This window comes from Streptomyces sp. NPDC060232 (genome assembly GCF_042726555.1).
Taxonomy (GTDB): Bacteria; Actinomycetota; Actinomycetes; order Streptomycetales; family Streptomycetaceae; genus Streptomyces.
Genome location: NZ_JBHXAG010000001.1, coordinates 599822 through 615509 on the forward strand (window position 1 = coordinate 599822; position 15688 = coordinate 615509).

The 15688-nt window shown below is 73.3% G+C and carries 12 protein-coding genes; 4 read left to right on the top strand and 8 right to left on the bottom strand.

Going from position 1 to position 15688, the window contains the following annotated elements; all coding sequences use genetic code 11:
- Nucleotides 1–88: 88 nt before the first annotated feature.
- Both ACFWFZ_RS02670 and ACFWFZ_RS02675 read right to left on the bottom strand, forming a co-directional pair.
- The gene (locus tag ACFWFZ_RS02670; protein ID WP_387115476.1) at nucleotides 89–766 is read right to left on the bottom strand and encodes a M15 family metallopeptidase; all 678 of its coding nucleotides are present in this window, start codon (nucleotides 764–766) and stop codon (nucleotides 89–91) included.
- A 139-nt stretch (nucleotides 767–905) separates the two neighbouring features.
- The gene (locus tag ACFWFZ_RS02675) at nucleotides 906–1457 is read right to left on the bottom strand and encodes a MarR family winged helix-turn-helix transcriptional regulator (protein ID WP_387115479.1); all 552 of its coding nucleotides are present in this window, start codon (nucleotides 1455–1457) and stop codon (nucleotides 906–908) included.
- A 188-nt stretch (nucleotides 1458–1645) separates the two neighbouring features.
- Between ACFWFZ_RS02675 and ACFWFZ_RS02680 the strand changes: the two genes are divergently transcribed.
- The 3 genes from ACFWFZ_RS02680 (at nucleotide 1646) to ACFWFZ_RS02690 (ending at nucleotide 3767) form a co-directional block, all read left to right on the top strand.
- Nucleotides 1646–2710 carry an alkene reductase gene (locus ACFWFZ_RS02680; RefSeq protein ID WP_387115482.1) on the top strand — a complete coding sequence of 355 codons (1065 nt, stop codon included), beginning with the start codon at nucleotides 1646–1648 and terminating at the stop codon, nucleotides 2708–2710.
- A gap of 179 nt (nucleotides 2711–2889) precedes the next feature.
- Nucleotides 2890–3273 carry a UBP-type zinc finger domain-containing protein gene (locus ACFWFZ_RS02685; RefSeq protein WP_387115485.1) on the top strand — a complete coding sequence of 128 codons (384 nt, stop codon included), beginning with the start codon at nucleotides 2890–2892 and terminating at the stop codon, nucleotides 3271–3273.
- On the top strand, nucleotides 3270–3767 hold the full coding sequence (locus tag ACFWFZ_RS02690; protein ID WP_387115488.1) for a DUF427 domain-containing protein: 498 nt from the start codon (nucleotides 3270–3272) through the stop codon (nucleotides 3765–3767). The genes ACFWFZ_RS02685 and ACFWFZ_RS02690 overlap by 4 nt, the downstream gene beginning before the upstream one ends.
- 36 nt (nucleotides 3768–3803) lie before the next feature.
- Here ACFWFZ_RS02690 and ACFWFZ_RS02695 read toward each other — a convergent pair whose 3' ends face one another.
- From ACFWFZ_RS02695 to ACFWFZ_RS02715, 5 genes are read right to left on the bottom strand one after another with little or no spacing between them, the layout of a single operon-like run.
- Entirely contained in the window at nucleotides 3804–6317 is a 2514-nt protein-coding gene (locus ACFWFZ_RS02695) for an acyl-CoA reductase (protein ID WP_387116297.1), read from the bottom strand.
- Between the two features lie 2 nt (nucleotides 6318–6319).
- Nucleotides 6320–7474, bottom strand: a complete 1155-nt coding sequence (locus ACFWFZ_RS02700) for an acyl-protein synthase (RefSeq protein WP_387116300.1) — start codon at nucleotides 7472–7474, stop codon at nucleotides 6320–6322.
- Between the two features lie 5 nt (nucleotides 7475–7479).
- On the bottom strand, nucleotides 7480–8628 hold the full coding sequence (locus ACFWFZ_RS02705) for a GNAT family N-acetyltransferase (RefSeq protein ID WP_387115491.1): 1149 nt from the start codon (nucleotides 8626–8628) through the stop codon (nucleotides 7480–7482).
- The gene (locus tag ACFWFZ_RS02710) at nucleotides 8625–9938 is read right to left on the bottom strand and encodes an MFS transporter (protein WP_387115494.1); all 1314 of its coding nucleotides are present in this window, start codon (nucleotides 9936–9938) and stop codon (nucleotides 8625–8627) included. The genes ACFWFZ_RS02705 and ACFWFZ_RS02710 overlap by 4 nt, the downstream gene beginning before the upstream one ends.
- Entirely contained in the window at nucleotides 9935–11221 is a 1287-nt protein-coding gene (locus tag ACFWFZ_RS02715; RefSeq protein WP_387115497.1) for a phenylacetate--CoA ligase family protein, read from the bottom strand. The genes ACFWFZ_RS02710 and ACFWFZ_RS02715 overlap by 4 nt, the downstream gene beginning before the upstream one ends.
- An 828-nt stretch (nucleotides 11222–12049) precedes the next feature.
- Here ACFWFZ_RS02715 and ACFWFZ_RS02720 point away from each other — a divergent pair.
- The gene (locus ACFWFZ_RS02720; RefSeq protein ID WP_387115500.1) at nucleotides 12050–14893 is read left to right on the top strand and encodes a sugar-binding domain-containing protein; all 2844 of its coding nucleotides are present in this window, start codon (nucleotides 12050–12052) and stop codon (nucleotides 14891–14893) included.
- Nucleotides 14894–14899: 6 nt separating this feature from the next.
- On the opposite strand, the gene ACFWFZ_RS02725 is transcribed toward ACFWFZ_RS02720, so the two are convergent.
- Complete coding sequence (locus ACFWFZ_RS02725; RefSeq protein ID WP_387115503.1) at nucleotides 14900–15523, bottom strand: NAD(P)H-dependent oxidoreductase; 624 nt, start codon at nucleotides 15521–15523, stop codon at nucleotides 14900–14902.
- Between the last annotated feature and the right edge of the window lie 165 nt (nucleotides 15524–15688).

Consider the following 15688-nt stretch of genomic DNA (forward strand, 5'->3'; position numbering starts at 1 on the left):
GAATCATCTCGAATCGCGACTGTAGGGGTCTCTACGGGAGGGGCCGTCGTGCACACGCCGGTGTCACCCGCGTGGCGGGCCCCGGCACTCACTCGCCGTTGGCGGAGAAATGCTGGTAGTCCGGGTTGGCCCAGCGGCCACCCCACTGCCATCCCACCTCGCGGAAGGCCGCGGAGAGCGCGTCGTCCGGGTGGATCTGCCCCGGGCGCGCCGGGGAGCGCCGCAGGTGGGTGCGGGCGCTCGGCGGGTGGACGACCCCGCGGATGTCGACGTACGGGTTCTCGGCGGGGTTGACGTCGACCGCGTCGCCCCAGGCGTGCTGTGACAGGCGCCGGGGATCGCCGGTGACCGGACGGCAGTTGAAGGCCGAGGTGTTGTCGTCGGCCATGGCCTCCGCGTCGTCGCGGTACTCGGCCATCACGCGCATCCGGCGGATCGGGAACCGGGCCTCGAAGGCCCGCTCGAAGGCGTGGAGGACGGGGCGGACGGCGTTCTCGTGGACGACCATCTCGCCGGTGTGGGTGTGGCCGTCGAAGCCCCAGTGGTTCATGCGGATCAGCCGGAGCCGATCCGGCGGGACAGGGCAGCCCACCCGGTAGGAGGCGCCCAGCCTCTCCTGGGGCACGGCCGTCACCCGCGCGGTGAACCGGGCCGGCGGGTCGGGCGGCCCGGCCGGCGACCGCGGCGGAGCGGCCTGCGTGGAACAGGCCAGTGCGGCCGCGCAGAGAGCGGTCGTCACGGCCGCGGCCGCGGTGGTGTGGCGCACGGGACAAAGGCTACGGCCACCGCCGCGGCCGGGCATGCCGGGCTCGACCGCGCGGGAGCAGCGGGGAGGCCGTGGGGAGGCCGTGGGGAGGCCGTAGGGAGACCGTAGGGGCGGGCCGGGCGGGCGCCCGGCGCTCGGCTCAACAGTCGATCGGGTGTTCGGGTCCTTCGCCGGTCGTCCCGCACTCGGTGCCGCCGCCCCCGGCGACCGACGCGCACAGTGCCCCCTCCACCTTGCCCAGCAGGCGTCCCAGCTCGGCGCGCTCGGCGTCGTCCAGACCGTCCAGGGTCAGGCGTTCCAGCTCGCCCCAAGCCCCCCGGACCTCGACGAGCAGGCCGCAGCTCGCCTCCGTCGCCTCGACCAGGGAGGCCCGCCGGTCGGCGGGGTCGGGGCGGCGCCTCACGTGCCCGGACTGTTCGAGGCGCTGGAGCATCTTGGTCACCGTCGAGGGGTCCAGTCCGACCGCCTTGATCAGCTCCGACTGGCGCACGGCCCCGCTGTCCCACAGGTGCATCATCAGGAACTCCTGACCCGGATGCAGTCCCAGGTCCCGCAGGAGACGGCCCGCGGCGATCCGGTGGAGCCGGGCCACCCGGCTGATCGCATGGCTCACCGGCCCGTCGAGCACGGCGCTGGGCGCCGCCGCGCACTGCGGGGGCGTGCGCGTGTCGGGGGCGGTTTCCGCGGTCATGGCTCGCTCCTCCTGCGTCGGCTGCGGCGGGCCCGGTGGGGGCGGTGGGGGCGGGGCCCCGCCCGGACCGCCGCTCGTCTCCGACGATCCTACCCACCGCTCAGATTTTACCTTGGCCGACCAAGTAATGGAGTACGCTGCATCTCGAAGCCATTCATTGGCCGACCAAATATCTCTGTGAGGCGAAAATGACCAGCGCTTTCGACCCGGTCCGCATGGCCGGCGCCACCCTCTCCAACCGGATCGCCCTGGCTCCGATGACCCGCAGCCGCGCGGGAGAGGGCGGCATCGCCACCCCGCTCGTCGCCGAGTACTACACCCAGCGCGCCTCGGCCGGCCTGATCATCAGCGAGGGCGTCCAGCCCTCGGTCGTCGGACAGGGGTACCCCTTCACCCCCGGCCTGCACAGCGCGGAGCAGGTCGCGGCCTGGCGCGAGGTCACCGACTCCGTCCACGCGGCCGGCGGGCGGATCTTCGCCCAGCTGATGCACTCCGGCCGGATCGGCCACCCGTCACTGCTGCCCGACGGACTCGTCCCGGTGGCCCCGTCGGCGGTCACCCCCGAGGGGCAGCTGTTCACCGGCGAGGGCATGAAGGACTTCGTGACCCCCCGCGAACTGACCGGCGACGAGGTGCGCGCGACCATCGCCGACTACGCCGAGGCCGCCCGCAACGCCATCGAGGCGGGCTTCGACGGCGTGGAGCTGCACGGGGCCAACGGCTACCTGATCCACCAGTTCCTGGCCCCCGGCTCGAACCTGCGCTCCGACGAGTGGGGTGGCCCGGCCGAGAACCGCATCCGCTTCGCGGTCGAGGTGGTCAAGGCGGTCGCCGCCGCGATCGGCGCCGACCGTACGGCTCTGCGCGTCTCGCCCGGCAATCCGTACAACGACATCTCCGAGCCCGACCCGCAGCCCGTCTACGAGGCGCTGGTCAAGGAGATCGACGGCCTCGGGCTCGCCTACCTGCACGTACTGGAGTACGCCCCCGAGGTGCGGGAGACGACCCTCGCCCTGCGCAAGCAGTTCTCCGGGCTCCTCGTGCTGAACCCGGCGACCGAGGGTCCCACCGACCACCGGGCCCTCGCGCTCGTCGAGGACGGCACCGCCGACCTCGTCGCGTTCGGCGCGCTGTTCCTCGCCAACCCCGACCTGCCGGACCGCCTGCGCACCGAAGGTCCGTACAACACCCCGGACCCGTCCACCTTCTTCGGGGGCGACGCCCGCGGCTACACGGACTACCCCACCCGCTGAGGAGGGGTGGCTCCGGCCACGCCGGCGGCGCGGCGGTGTTCGCCGGCGGGCCGAGGAGCGGGCAACTGTGACGGCGGGGGTGCCCCGCGGCGCATCCGTCCGGGCCGCTCCACCCGAAGACGAAAGACAAGAGGCGTACGCGAGCGGCGGACGCCGACCGGCAGCGAAGCGGAGGCCTGATGGGAGGACCGGAGAAGTGGCGCGTCGCGCCCGACGCGGGACGCCCGGAGGGACGCGCGTGCGCGCATCTCGACCTCCTGGAGGACTGGAGGCCGAATGCGGCCGCGTCGCCCGCCGCATGCGCGGCGTGCCAGGCGCGCGGGCTGCGCCCGGTGCGGCTGCGCCGATGCGTCACCTGCGGATACGTCGGGTGCTGCGACAGCTCCAGGGGCCGCCACGCCTACGGGCACCATGTGGAGAGCGGGCACCCGGTCGCCGTGTCGCTCGCGGCGGACGAGGACTGGGCCTGGTGCTTCCCCGACGAGGTCTTCCTGGTCCGCGCCGGAGGCGACCTGGCGGACCCGTCCGCCGGACAACGACCGCACCGACGGGAGGCCCCATGAGCACGAACCGCACACACACGCCCAGGACGGAATCGGTGTGGGACTATCCGCGCCCGCCCCGGATCGAGCCCGACGCACGGCACGTGGTGGTGCGGGACGCGGGCGTGGTCCTGGCCGACTCCCGCCGCTGCCTCCGGGTGTTGGAGACCAGCCATCCGCCGGTCTTCTACATTCCGCGGGCCGATGTGCGCATGGACCTCCTGCGCGCCTCGGCGAACCGGAGCGTGTGCGAGTGGAAGGGCACGGCCACCTACTGGACCCTCGGCCGGGAGCCCGGCCTGCCGCCCGTGCCCGACATCGCGTGGAGCTACGAGGTGCCGACCCCGGCCTACGCACCGATCGCCGGCCATCTCGCGTTCCGCGCCGACCGGGTGGAGGCGTGCACGGTGGACGGAGAGCCGGTTCGGGCCCAGCCGGGCGGCTTCTACGGCGGCTGGATCACCGACGAGATCACGGGACCCTTCAAAGGGGAACCAGGCAGCCGGGGCTGGTGAGACGACCCGCCCCGGCCACCGACTGGAGGAGACGGCCTACCGGCGGGCGTCCACCACCGCCAGGAGCTTGCCGCTGGTCGGGCTGCGGTCCAGCGAAGCACCGTCGACAGCCTCGACCACCAGGTCCAGCAGCCGCTCCGCCACCGCCGACCGCAGCTCCGGGTAGCCCGCCAGGAAGACCTCCCGCAGCCGTTCCGGATCCGTGGCCGCGGCCCGTTCCACGCGTACGGTCAGCCGCTCGCGCGCGTCCATGGCATCGAGCCGGATCTGGAGCTCGCCGCGGTGCCCGCCGGGCTTCCCCGCCAGGTCCAGGAACCGCCGGTGGTTGAGGAAGTACGTCGCCACCCGCATCACGTCACCCGTGCGGCCCTGCAGTTCGAAGCGCGGCGCGTGCCGTCCGCACGGACAGCGGCCCGGGATTTCCCGGCCGAGGTCGCCGATCACGTACCGGCCCAGGTCCTGGCCGCGCCGGGCATGCGTGCTGAAGACCAGCCGGCCCGTCTCGCCGGGCGTCACCGGCCGGTCCTCGGCCAGCTCCAGGACCTCCATGGTGTGCAGGTCGGCGTGCAGGTGGTGGACGCCGCCGGAGCTCTCGGTGCACTGGTAGCCCAGCGGCCCGAGGTCCGTGCTGCCGTAGGTGATCGAGCGGATCACCTCGATGCCGAAGGTGTCCTTGAGCGTGCGCCGCTGCTCCGCGGTGAAGTGCTCGCCGCCGTAGAACACCTTGCGCAGGCCGCCGTACGCACGCAGGGTGTCCGCCTCCGCATGCAGCAGCTGCCACAGGTAGGAGGGCATCCCGAAGAGGGTGTCGGCCCCGTGGTCGATCAGCGCCCGCGCCGTCGCGCGGTGGTCGGGGCCGGCCGACAGGGGCAGCTGCACCCCGCCGAGGCGTTCCAGTACGGAGAAGAAGCTGATGAAGCTGCCGTACATGGCGCCGCAGTAGAAGAGATTGGCGGTGCGGTCCCCGACCGGGTCGTAGCCGGCCGCGAGCAGGCCGCGGGCGGCGGCGTGCATCTGCGTGTCGTAGTCGTCGTAGCTGAAGATCGACAACGCGGGCGCGCCCGTGCTGCCGCCGCTGCGGAAGTACAGCTCGGCGTCGGCGCGCGCCACCTTCCGGCCCGGCTCCTGAACGTCCTCCTTGCCCAGCAGCGGGCCCGCGGGCGACGGCAGTACGACGGGCCTGGCCAGGTCGTCCAGGCAGGCGGTGGTGGCGAAGAGCGCCGGGTCGGCCTGGACCGCGACGCGGCGGCTGTAGCGCTGGAGGGCGTACACGCCGTCGTGCGGCTCGCCCGCATAGCTCTCCAGCATGGCCCCGACGGGCGTCACCCGGGTGACGCCGGCGGCCAGCGCGGTACGGGACAGCTCGGCGATGTCGGTCCGGCTGCCCGCGAGGCCCGCCGTCTGCAGGTAACGGCGCATCGGGCGCAGGGTGGAGATCAGCCGCTTCCGCGGCAGCGGCTTGACCCAGACGCTGCGGTGCAGCGGCGACGCCGTGAGCGGGGAGCGGGTGTCGGCCATGACCCGCCACGAACCGTCGGGTGCGGCGAACACCCGGGTCAGACCCAGGTGTTCCTCCAGCCGTGCCACCAGCTCGGTGGTGGTCAGCTCCGCGTCCTCGGCCGGGTCCGGCCCGACCGCGGACACGGCGGCGCCCACCGCCGGCGGCCGGGCCGCGAGCACGGCGGCGAACCGCTCGGCGAAGGCGAACACCTCACCCTCGTCCTCGGTGTCGAGGTACACCACCTGGGGGCTGGAGCACGCCTGCTGCTCGTGCAGGCACACGTCGTCCGCGAGCGCCCCGAGCGTGACGGCGTCCGACCAGGCGTCACGCGTCAGGTAGGCGAAGGAGATCCGGTGCCCCCACTCCACCAGCCGGCAACCGGCCGGCACATGGGCCGCCACGCCTTCCACGGCGCCTTCCCCGCCCCACACGGCGACGGCGTCCGCGGGCGCGCACATCAGGCGCAGCCACTCCTGACGGGACGACGGGAACCGCAGGACGACGACCCGCGCGGCCAGCGCACCACTGGGGTCCAGGGCCGCCAGCTCGGCCATCAGGTGCTGGGTGAACAGGGTGTCGGCGCTGCTGGTCTTGAGGATGTTGACGTTGCCGGCGAGCAGGCCCTCGACGATGCTCAGCGGTGCCACCGTCGCCGCGTTGCCCGGGGCGATGTGGGCGACCAGGCCGAGAGGCGCCCACGCCTCGTAGACCGTCTCGCGGGGATCGGCCCGGTTCAGCCGGCCCGGAGCCGTGCCGCCCAGCTCCCGGCGCAGCTTGCGGGTCAGCTCACGCCGGCCGAGGAGCGCGCCGAGCTCGGCCAGCACCGCCGGGTCCTCGCCCTCCGGCAGGTGCGGGGCGAGCCGGCCGTGTACGGGGTGGGCCGGGTCGCGCAGCGCGCCGGCGAGGGCGTCGCAGGCGGCCAGCACGGTCTCGGTCTCCAAGTCCGTCGCCAGCGCGGCCTCGACGGCGGTCGGCAGCTCCGTGAGGCGCCGCCCGGCCTCCTCGTCGCCGACGAAGGAACCCTGCCAGTAGTGGTGGTGCACGCTCATGGTCACGCCATTCCCTTCATCAGTTCCGCCGCGGCCACGGCGCAGCTCCGGTTGCGGCTCACCCCGGCACGGCCGTGGACGGTGAACCAGGGGGTCTCCAGCTCGCACCCGCAGGCCTCGCCCGGCTGGAGGGAGGCGAGGTCGCCCATGACCACGCTCTGCGCCGGCACCGAGGTGATGTACGGCGACACGAGGTGCAGGTAGCCGCGCTCCCCGTACGGCAGGGGCTCCAGGGTCCGGGTGGACCGGATCGTCACCCGCGACCAGACGGGGGCGTGCAGCCGGTGGTGGTCGCACTCGATGTACGGGATGCAGTGCTCCACCGACCCGAAGGTGTCCCGGATCCGCTCACCCGGGATGCCGAGCTGCTCGGTGACGCGGGCGTACAGCTCCTCCTTCTCGATGCGCCGGTCGGCGTGGCCCTTCCAGCCGCCGCCGAGGACGACCAGCGAGCCCTCGGGCAGGCGCAGCGGCGCCATTCCCATGGCCCGCATCCGCTCCAGGGTGAAGAAGAGGAAGGCGGGGAAGCCGAGGATGCGGACCGGGGCGTCCTCCCGCTCGAAGCGGCGCAGCGCGGCGATACAGCCGAAGGGGTCGAACTCGTGGTCGCTGCCCGTGTTGCGCAGCGCGTACTCCACGCTGCGTGCCGGGGCGAAGTCGCACAGGTAGTTGTCGGTGAAGGCGGTGCCCAGGTTCAGGGACGGGGCCGGCTCGTAGCTGTAGAGGAGGTAGTTGACCTCCTGGTCCGGGGTGATCCAGCCGTTGCGCTCGAAGATCCGGGCGACCATGCGCTGGGCCGAGCGGATGGTCCAGTGGTCGAAGAACATCTGCGACTTCTGGCCGGTGGTGCCGGACGAGGTCAGGTGCAGTTCGACGTCCTCGCGCGGGATGGAGAGCACCTCGTGGCGCTTGAAGAAGTTCGCGTGGACGAGTGGCGCACGGTACGGCTCCGGCTCCGCCGGGGGAGTCGCCTCGTACAAGGAGCGGAAGAACGGGGAGCGTTCGGTGTGCCAGGCGTTGGTCTCCGCCATGGCGGCGGCGAACAGCTCGTCCACCGCGGGCCCGTGGGCGTAGGGGTCGGTCAGGTCGCACAGCTGTTGTACGTGCGGCAGGAGGGCCGGGTCGGGTACGGCGACCGGCGCGAGGTGGGGGTTCATGCGGTTCATGGGGCAACCTCGGATGGTGTGGGCAGGTGCGCCGACGCCCAGGCCGACGCGTAGCAGTCCAGGTAGGGCTGGAGGGGCGGTTCGACGGCGACGCCGCGGAAGTCGATCCGCTCGCTGGAGCGCGACAGGACGGCGTAGTCGTGGAAGCCGTCGCTGTCCGCGCGCATCGCCGGGTAGAGGGCTCCGGCGACGAACCCGTGGGCCAGGAAGGCGGAGAGGGCCTCCTGGTGGGCGAGCGGCACCAGGGCCTCCACGTAGCCGGCGCCCGCGCGGGCCAGGGCCCGGGTGACGGGTTCGAGGTGGTCGGCCGCGGCGGCCGGGTCGGGATGGGCGGTCAGCAGGGAGCAGTAGCCGCCGGTGCGGTTGAGGTAGGCGTAGACCTCGAACCGGCCGTCCTCCGGCGTGAGCAGCACGTTGGGGGTGTGCAGCGGGTAGAACCAGCCCTCCGTGTCGGGGAAGCGCTCGCGGAAGCGGCGGCGTACGAACGCCGGAGCCTCGATCAACTCCAGTCGTTCGACGACACCTTGCGGCGCAGGCGCCGGGTGCCGGCCGGAGGCGGCCCGCACCCCCGGGTAGCCGATGCCGAGGGCCGCCCCGGCCGTGCGCAGCAACGGCATGAGCACGGCGGGCACTTCGGCGACGGGTACCCGGCGGTCGAGCACACCGGGGGAGTGACGCGCGTAGAGCGCGAGGCTCTCGCGGCTGCGGAGGTCCACCGCGTTGGGCAGGATGCCGAGCGGCCGGAAGCCGTTGCGTGCGACGACCCGCTGCGGACCGGAGCCGACGGTGCGGACGGTCGCGTACACCGAGTCCAGCCGGCCGGTGTCGAGCATCTCGGCGCAGAGCGCCTCGGTCAGCGTGGCGGCCAGACCCGCCGAGCGGTGCTCGGGGTGCACGGCGATGCCCTCCAGCCGGGCGATGCGGCTGCCGGCCTCGCCGTGGATGGCGGCGGACGCGGCCAGGGCCCCGGTGGCGGGGCAGCGGGCGACGAGCCACAAGGAGTGCGGGTCGGCCATGAGCCGGGCCATCTCGGCCGGGTCCGTACCGAGGGCGACGGGGTAGTGCGGACCGTAGACGGCGTAGTAGAGCTGCCGCAGTTCGGCGATGTCCGCGCTGGTGGCGGGGGTGATGACGGGGGTCTTCACCGGGCGCCACCCACGGTCTCCGGCTCCACGGAGGGCGCCGCCGGTTCTGCTGGGGGTACCGGCTCCGCCGAGGGTGCCGGTTCGGGAGTACGGGACCCCAGCAGGGCCAGCGCGCAGGCGGCGGGCAGCAGGCCGGCGCCCTGGACCAGGCAGAGCGTCTGCGGGGAGAGGAAGTCGCCGGCGGAGCCGAAGACCAGGGACGCCACCGGCAGGGAGGCGCCCAGTACGGCCTGCATCACGGCGAAGAAGCCGGGCTTGTCGGCTGTCGGCACCAGCCGCTGGAAGAGCGCCACGAAGCGGACGCTGACGGCCCCGGCACACCAGCCTGCCACCGCCAGGCAGCCCGCCACGACCGGGAGGTGGGAGAACAGGCCGGGCAGCGCCAGCGCGAGGGCCATCAGGCCCAGACAGCAGGCACCGGCGACCGTGGGCCGCCCCGGCACGCGGGTGCCCGTGAAGGCACCGACGAGGGCGCCCCCGCCCAGGGAGGCCTCCAGCAGGGCGACCGTGCCGCCGCCGCCCCCGAGGACGGAGCGGGTGTAGAGGGGGATGACGACGAACACGGCGGCGGTGAAGAGGTTGGCCGCGGTGAAGCAGACCAGGATCCGCCGTACGTAGGGCAGGTCGCCGAGGATGCGGCGGAGCGGACGCTGCGCGGGCGGGGCCGAGGCGGCGGGGTCGGCCCGGCCGGTCTGCGCGGTGCCGGTGGCGCGGAAGCGCGCGCTCGCGACGAGGACGGCGGCCCCGGCGTAGGCGGCCGCGCAGCCGGCGGCCAGTCCCGCGACACCGGCCCGGTCGACCGTCAGGGCGCCGAGCAGCGCTCCGCCCAGGCCCGCCAGGGACTGGGTGGACAGCTCGAATCCGGTCGCGGTCTCGATGTCGGCGTCGTCGACGAGTTCGGGCACCGAGGTGGTCAGACAGGGATCGAAGAACGCCTGGCAGGTGGCCAGGGCCAGAGCGGCGGCGTAGACCCCGGCGAGCGGCGGTCCGCCGCCCTGCGCCCACACCGCGAGGACGCCCGCGGTGGCCGCGGCCAGACCGGCCGCGCTGCGCAGCACCGAACGGTGGGCGAACCGGCCCACGGCCCCGGCCACCACGGGAGCCAGCACCACGGCGGGAAGCGTGCAGGCGGCCATGAACAGCCCGGAGGCCAGACCACGGGCGTCGCGCACCGCGTAGGCCACGATCCACCAGGACACGCCGACCTGGAACATGCGCACGGCGGCCTGGGTGAGGACCTGGCCCAGCCACACGGCGGCGAAGGCGCGGTTGCGCAGGATCAGCGGGGCTGCGGGACGGGGGGCGGTCATACCGTCGGCCTCTCGTCCAGGACCCGGACGAGCTTGCCCGAGCGCGGGTTGACGGCGAGGTCCCGGTGGCGCGCCCACTCCACGGACAGCGGGTGCACGAACCCGGCGCGCACACTGTCGGGGTACAGCGGCCGTACGGTCTCCAGCTCCGCGACGACGGCCCGGGCGAGCGCCTCACGCCGCTCCGCGGCCGGTTCGCCGGCCCGTTCCTCCCCGGGAGTGGTCGCCAGCCGCAGGACGAGCCCGTCGCGGCCCTCCCAGCGGCGGACGACGAGCTGCATGCCGACCACCTGTCCGGCGGTGTCGGCCGAGGCCACGGCATCCTGGGCGTCCTGGGTGTAGAGGGAGACCGGGCCGACCCGTACGCCCTCCTCGGCGCGGCCGAGGATCCGGAAGTGCCCCGGCCCGGTGCCGGTCCACTCGGCCCGGTCGCCGGCGGGGTAGCGGATGATCGGCATCAGGCGGCGGAACAGGCTCGTGACGACGACCCGGCCGGGGCGACCCGGTTCGGTGATGGGCTCGTCCGTGGAGTCGTCGAGGATCTCGACGACCGAGTGCGGGGTGAAAGCCCGGTGCACCCGGGCATCGGCGCCGGGCACGGGACGGCCGAGCAGGCCGGCGTCGACGCTGGCGTAGCCGACGGAGCGGGCCTCGGCGCCGGGGAACGCCGTGGCCAGCAGGCGCCGCTGGTCCGCGAAGAGCGCCTCGCCGCCGAAGAGCAGCAGCTCGACGGAGTCGAGCCGGGCACCGGACGCGAGGACCTGCTCGGCGAGCCGGCACAGGGTGGTGGGCGTGCCGGCCAGTACCTGGGCGGCGAGATCGCGCAGCGTGGGGATCGTCGACTCCAGCGGCGCGCCGCCGCCGATGGGCAGGCGGACGTTGTCCACGGGCGCGTGGGCGAGCGAGTCGAGGATGAACAGGAAGCTGGCGTACAGCTCCCCGGCGTAGAAGAGGTCGGCGACGCGGTGTCCCGGACGCAGCCCTGTGTCCACGAGGCCCTGCCCGAAGGTGGTGACGAAGGTGCGCCACTCGTCCCGGGTGTAGACGGAGAACTTGGGGGACCCGGTGGTGCCGCCGGTCTTGTAGACCGTGGCCTCGCTGAGCGGCCCGGTCAGCACGCGGCTGTCGTGCAGGGTGTTGGCCGCCCAGAAGGACTTCTGGTCGACCACCGGAAGGTCGGCGAGCCGGTCGGTGTCCGGCGGCAGGGACGCGTAGAGGTCCCGGTAGTAGGGCGAGTTGTGACGGGCGAAACGTATGAGGTCCGAGAGTTGCTGGGCGGACATGGGCCTTTGCCTAGGTGACGGAAGTGGGACGGGAGCCGCGGCGGGGCTCGGCGATGGGATGAACTCGCCTGCCGCATCTGCCGGTACGAACGGGGACCCCCCCGGCGCCCCCGCCTCCTCGACTGCACGTCGAAAGCTGACGTGCAGTCACGATGATGAAACATCAGTGCGCAAGTCACCAAATTGAGCGAAGATTCCAGGCCATTGTGGCAACTTTCAACAATTCTTGCGGCATGGTCACATGTCCTCGCCGCCCCGGCCTTCGTCGCCCGACGCCTGCGGTTGATTCCGCGGCGTTCTGGTTCGTCGAACCATCGGTCCCGCTGTGATTCGGCGAGGCGGGAGCCTGCGCCAGGCCGGTGTGACCCACTGCCGCATGGCCGTCCCGTCCCATGCCTTCCTCTACTGACCGAGCACGGCCACCTCCGCCGCCGCGCCGCCCTTCGACCGGGCCGGCCTGATCGCGGTGCTGCGCGCGCACCAGGCAGGCGAGCGGAGCTTCCCCGCGTTCGTCCGCGGCTGCTGGAGTGCGGGCATCGCCTGGTACGACGTCGACACCGCCGCACGTCCGTGCACCTGCCACGGCGCAGGCGGCGAGTCCTCCACCGAGGGCTGCCCGCACACAGCACCGGCGACGCACCCGGAAGAGATTCCGCGGTCACCGGGCTGTCGCCGCCGCACGGGGCCGCGCCCGTGGCAGACTCGGTGCCCTCCGGCCCGGCCGCCGCGTGACGGGCGGGCCGTCCCACCCCGACGAGCAGCCCCACGGATCGGCCGCGCCCGCCGTCCGGCACGCGTGATCCCGGGCCCGGTCCCCCGGGAGGCCCCGTGCCCCGCAGCCTCGCCCACCACCACGCGAGGGCCGTTGCCCTCGCCGTGGCCGGCCTGGTCCTCGTCCTCACCGCGGGCACGTCCGGCGCCGCTCCCGCCGCTCGTACCGCCCCCGCCGCACAGGGCGCCGGGGCACCACCGCGTTCAGTGACGGCCGCGGCCACGACCGTCGTGCCCGCCGCGCCCGGCAGCGCGACCCCGCTCTCCGGCTACGCCGTCCAGTCCACCGCGAAGGTCGCCGACACGGCGGCGACCGTCTCCAGCCCCGGATATCCGGCCACCGGCTGGTACCCCGCAGGGCCCCGTTCCACCGTCCTCGCCGCACTGCTCGCAGCCGGCGTCCACCCGGACCCCTTCCACTCCACCCAACAGGAACTGATCCCCGCCGCCGACTTCTCCGTGCCCTGGTGGTACCGCTCCGACTTCACGGTCGCCGACACGACCGCCCGTACCCACCTGGACTTCAGCGGCGTGATCTCCGCCGCCGACGTCTTCGTCAACGGCCGCCGGATCGCCACCACGAGCTCCGTCGCCGGCGCGTACACCCGGCACGAGTTCGACGTCACCGCCCTCATCAGGGCCGGTACCAACACGGTCGCCTTCCGGATCCAGCCCAACAACCCGCGCAAGCACCTCACGATGGGCTGGCTCGACTGGCTGCAACCGCCCCCGGACGAGAACATGGGCATCGTCCGCGACGTCACCGTCCGCCGCGCCGGACCGGTCGCCCTGCGCGACGCGCACGTCGTCTCCGCCCTGGCCATGCCGTCCATGGCAACGGCCGACCTGACCGTCAAGGCCCGGCTACGCAACGACTCCGACGCCACCGTCACCACGACGCTGTCCGGCACCGTGGTCCGGGGCCAGGGCCAGGGCCAGGGCCAGGGCCAGGGCCAGAGCCAGGGCCCGAGCCATGGCCCGGCCCGGGATCCCGATGCCGCCTTCGCCCGCAGCGTCACGCTCGCTCCCCACGAGACCAGGACGGTCGCCTTCTCACCTGCCGAACACCCCGCGCTGCGGCTGAAGTCGCCCCGCGTGTGGTGGCCCGCCCACCTGGGCGACCAGCCGATGTACGAGCTCGACCTGACCGCCACCGTGACCGGCACCGCCACCCCCTCCGACACGGCCCATCAGCCCTTCGGCATCCGCGACGTACGAGCGCCCCTCAACGCGGACGGCGCCCGCCAGTACGAGGTCAACGGCCGTCCGCTGCTCATCAAGGGCGCCGGCTGGTCTCCCGACGAGTTCCTGCGCTGGGACCCGACCTATACCGAGGACCGCCTCAAGTACGCCCTCGACCTGGGCCTGAACACCCTTCGCCTGGAAGGACACATCGAGCCCGACGAGTTCTTCGACCTTGCCGACCGGTACGGCATCCTCACCCTCCCCGGCTGGGAGTGCTGCACCAAATGGGAGGGCGAGTTCAACCGCGACGGCGCCGGGGAGCGGTGGTCCGCCGCCGACCACTCGACCGCCCGCGCCTCCATGGCCGCCGAAGCCGCCCGCCTGCGTCACCACCCCGGCGTGATCTCCTTCCTGATCGGCAGTGACGCCGCCCCGAACGAGGAGATCGAGCGCGGCTACCTCGACGCGCTGAAGGCCGCCGACTGGCACGCTCCGGTGATCCCCGCCGCATCGGACGCCTCGTCCCCCGTCACCGGCCGGTCCGGGATGAAGATGACCGGACCGTACGACTGGGTCCCGCCGGCCTACTGGTACGACAAGCGCGAGGGCGGAGCGAGCGGATTCAACTCCGAGACCAGCGCCGGCCCGGACGTCCCCACCCTCGACACACTGCGCCGCATGATGACCCCGGCCGAGCTCGAAACCCTGTGGAAGGACCCGGCAGCCGCCCAGTACCACCGCTCCCCGTCCGCCACCTTCGACACGCTGGAGCTGTACGACACCGCCCTCACCGCCCGCTACGGCGCCCCGGCGAGCCTTGAGGACTACGTACACAAGGCGCAGCTCGCCCAGTACGAGAACGTACGCGCGCAGTTCGAGGCGTACGCCCGCAACGCCAAGGACCCCTCGGACCCGTCGACCGGCGTCATCTACTGGATGTTCAACAGCGGCTGGACCTCACTCCACTGGCAGCTCGTCGACCGCTACCTCGACCAGGGCGGTGCCTACTTCGGCGCGAAGAAGGCGAACGAGCCCCTGCACGTGCAGTACGGGTACGACGACCACTCCGTGGCGGTCGTCAACAACCGGCCCGCACCGGCGTCCGGGCTGACGGCCCAGGTGACGCTCTTCGCCCCCGACGGCACGCAGAAGTACGACCGGACGGTGACCGGCCTGAGCGTCGCGGGCGGCGGTGTGAGCAGCACCGCGCTGACGCTCCCCGAGTCGGTACCCGGCCTGCCCACCACCTACCTGGCCAGACTGCTGCTCTCCGACGCCGCCGGACGCGAGGTGAGCCGCAACGTCTACTGGCTGTCCACCGAGGCGGACGTCCTCGACTACGGGCGCAGCGACTGGTTCCACACCCCCACCACCACCTACGCCGACCTCCGCGGGCTGAACTCGATGGCGCGGACGGCGGTCACGGCGACGGCGTCGACGACGGCGGACGACGCCTCGGGGACGTCCACGACGACCGTGACCCTGCGGCACGCGGGCACCGGCAGCACCCCGGCGCTGCTCACGGACGTCCACCTCGTGCGGGCTTCGGGGGAACCGGCGCTGCCGGTGCGGTGGAGCGACAACCAGGTCAGCCTGTGGCCGGGCGAGTCGGCCACGCTGACGGCGACGTACCGGACGGCGGATCTGCGCGGCTCGGCCCCCCGGCTGCGGATCTCCGGCTGGAACAGCCCCGCGGTCACGGTCCCGGCCCCCTGACGACGGTCAGGTCGTCAGCGCGGCGGCTTCCCGGCGGGCCTGGTGGAGCCAGTCCAGGCGCGTTGCGTCGGTCGAGTCGGTGACGGTGCGGAAAACGATCCGTCGTACGTCGGCCACTCCCACGTACGGCAGGACGCACGCCGCCCAGATCCGCTGCAGCGGGTCACCGAACTCGCTCTCCTCGCGCTCGCCCGGGGTGTCGGAGGTGTTCAGCACGAGGGCCCGGCCCGCCTTCAGCAGCCCCGCGGGCTCGCCGTCCGCGCTGCCCAGCTTGTAGGCGACGCCGGGCACCAGGACCCGCTGCACCCAGCCCGTAAGGACGGCCGGCGGCATGCCCCACCAGTTCGGGTGGACGAACACCATGGCGTCCAGCGCGGCCACCTCCCGCCGGTGCAGGGCCACTTGCGGATCGTCGGCGCCCGGAGCGGAGGAGACGGTGCCCGTCTCCCCGGCGGAAAGCAGGGGCGGAAAGCCTTCGGCGCACAGATCGTGCGCGACCACCTGGCACCCTCGCCCCTGCAACTCCTCCACGACGGCGTCGAACACCGCATGGTTGAAACTGCCCGCCCGCGGATGAGCCAGGTACACCCCGACACGCATGATCCGTTCCCCCTGGTCGACTTGGGTCACGGACATTGTCCACGACCACCGGCGGGTGCGGGCACGGGTCAGCCGGCCGGCGGGGGGAACAGCTGCGGTCATGCGGGGAGGACGCGGACGCGGGCACCCCTGTGGACGCTCGCGTATGCGGATGAGCGTTTCGGCTATGTCGCGTCTCGTCCCGCTCGACTTGAC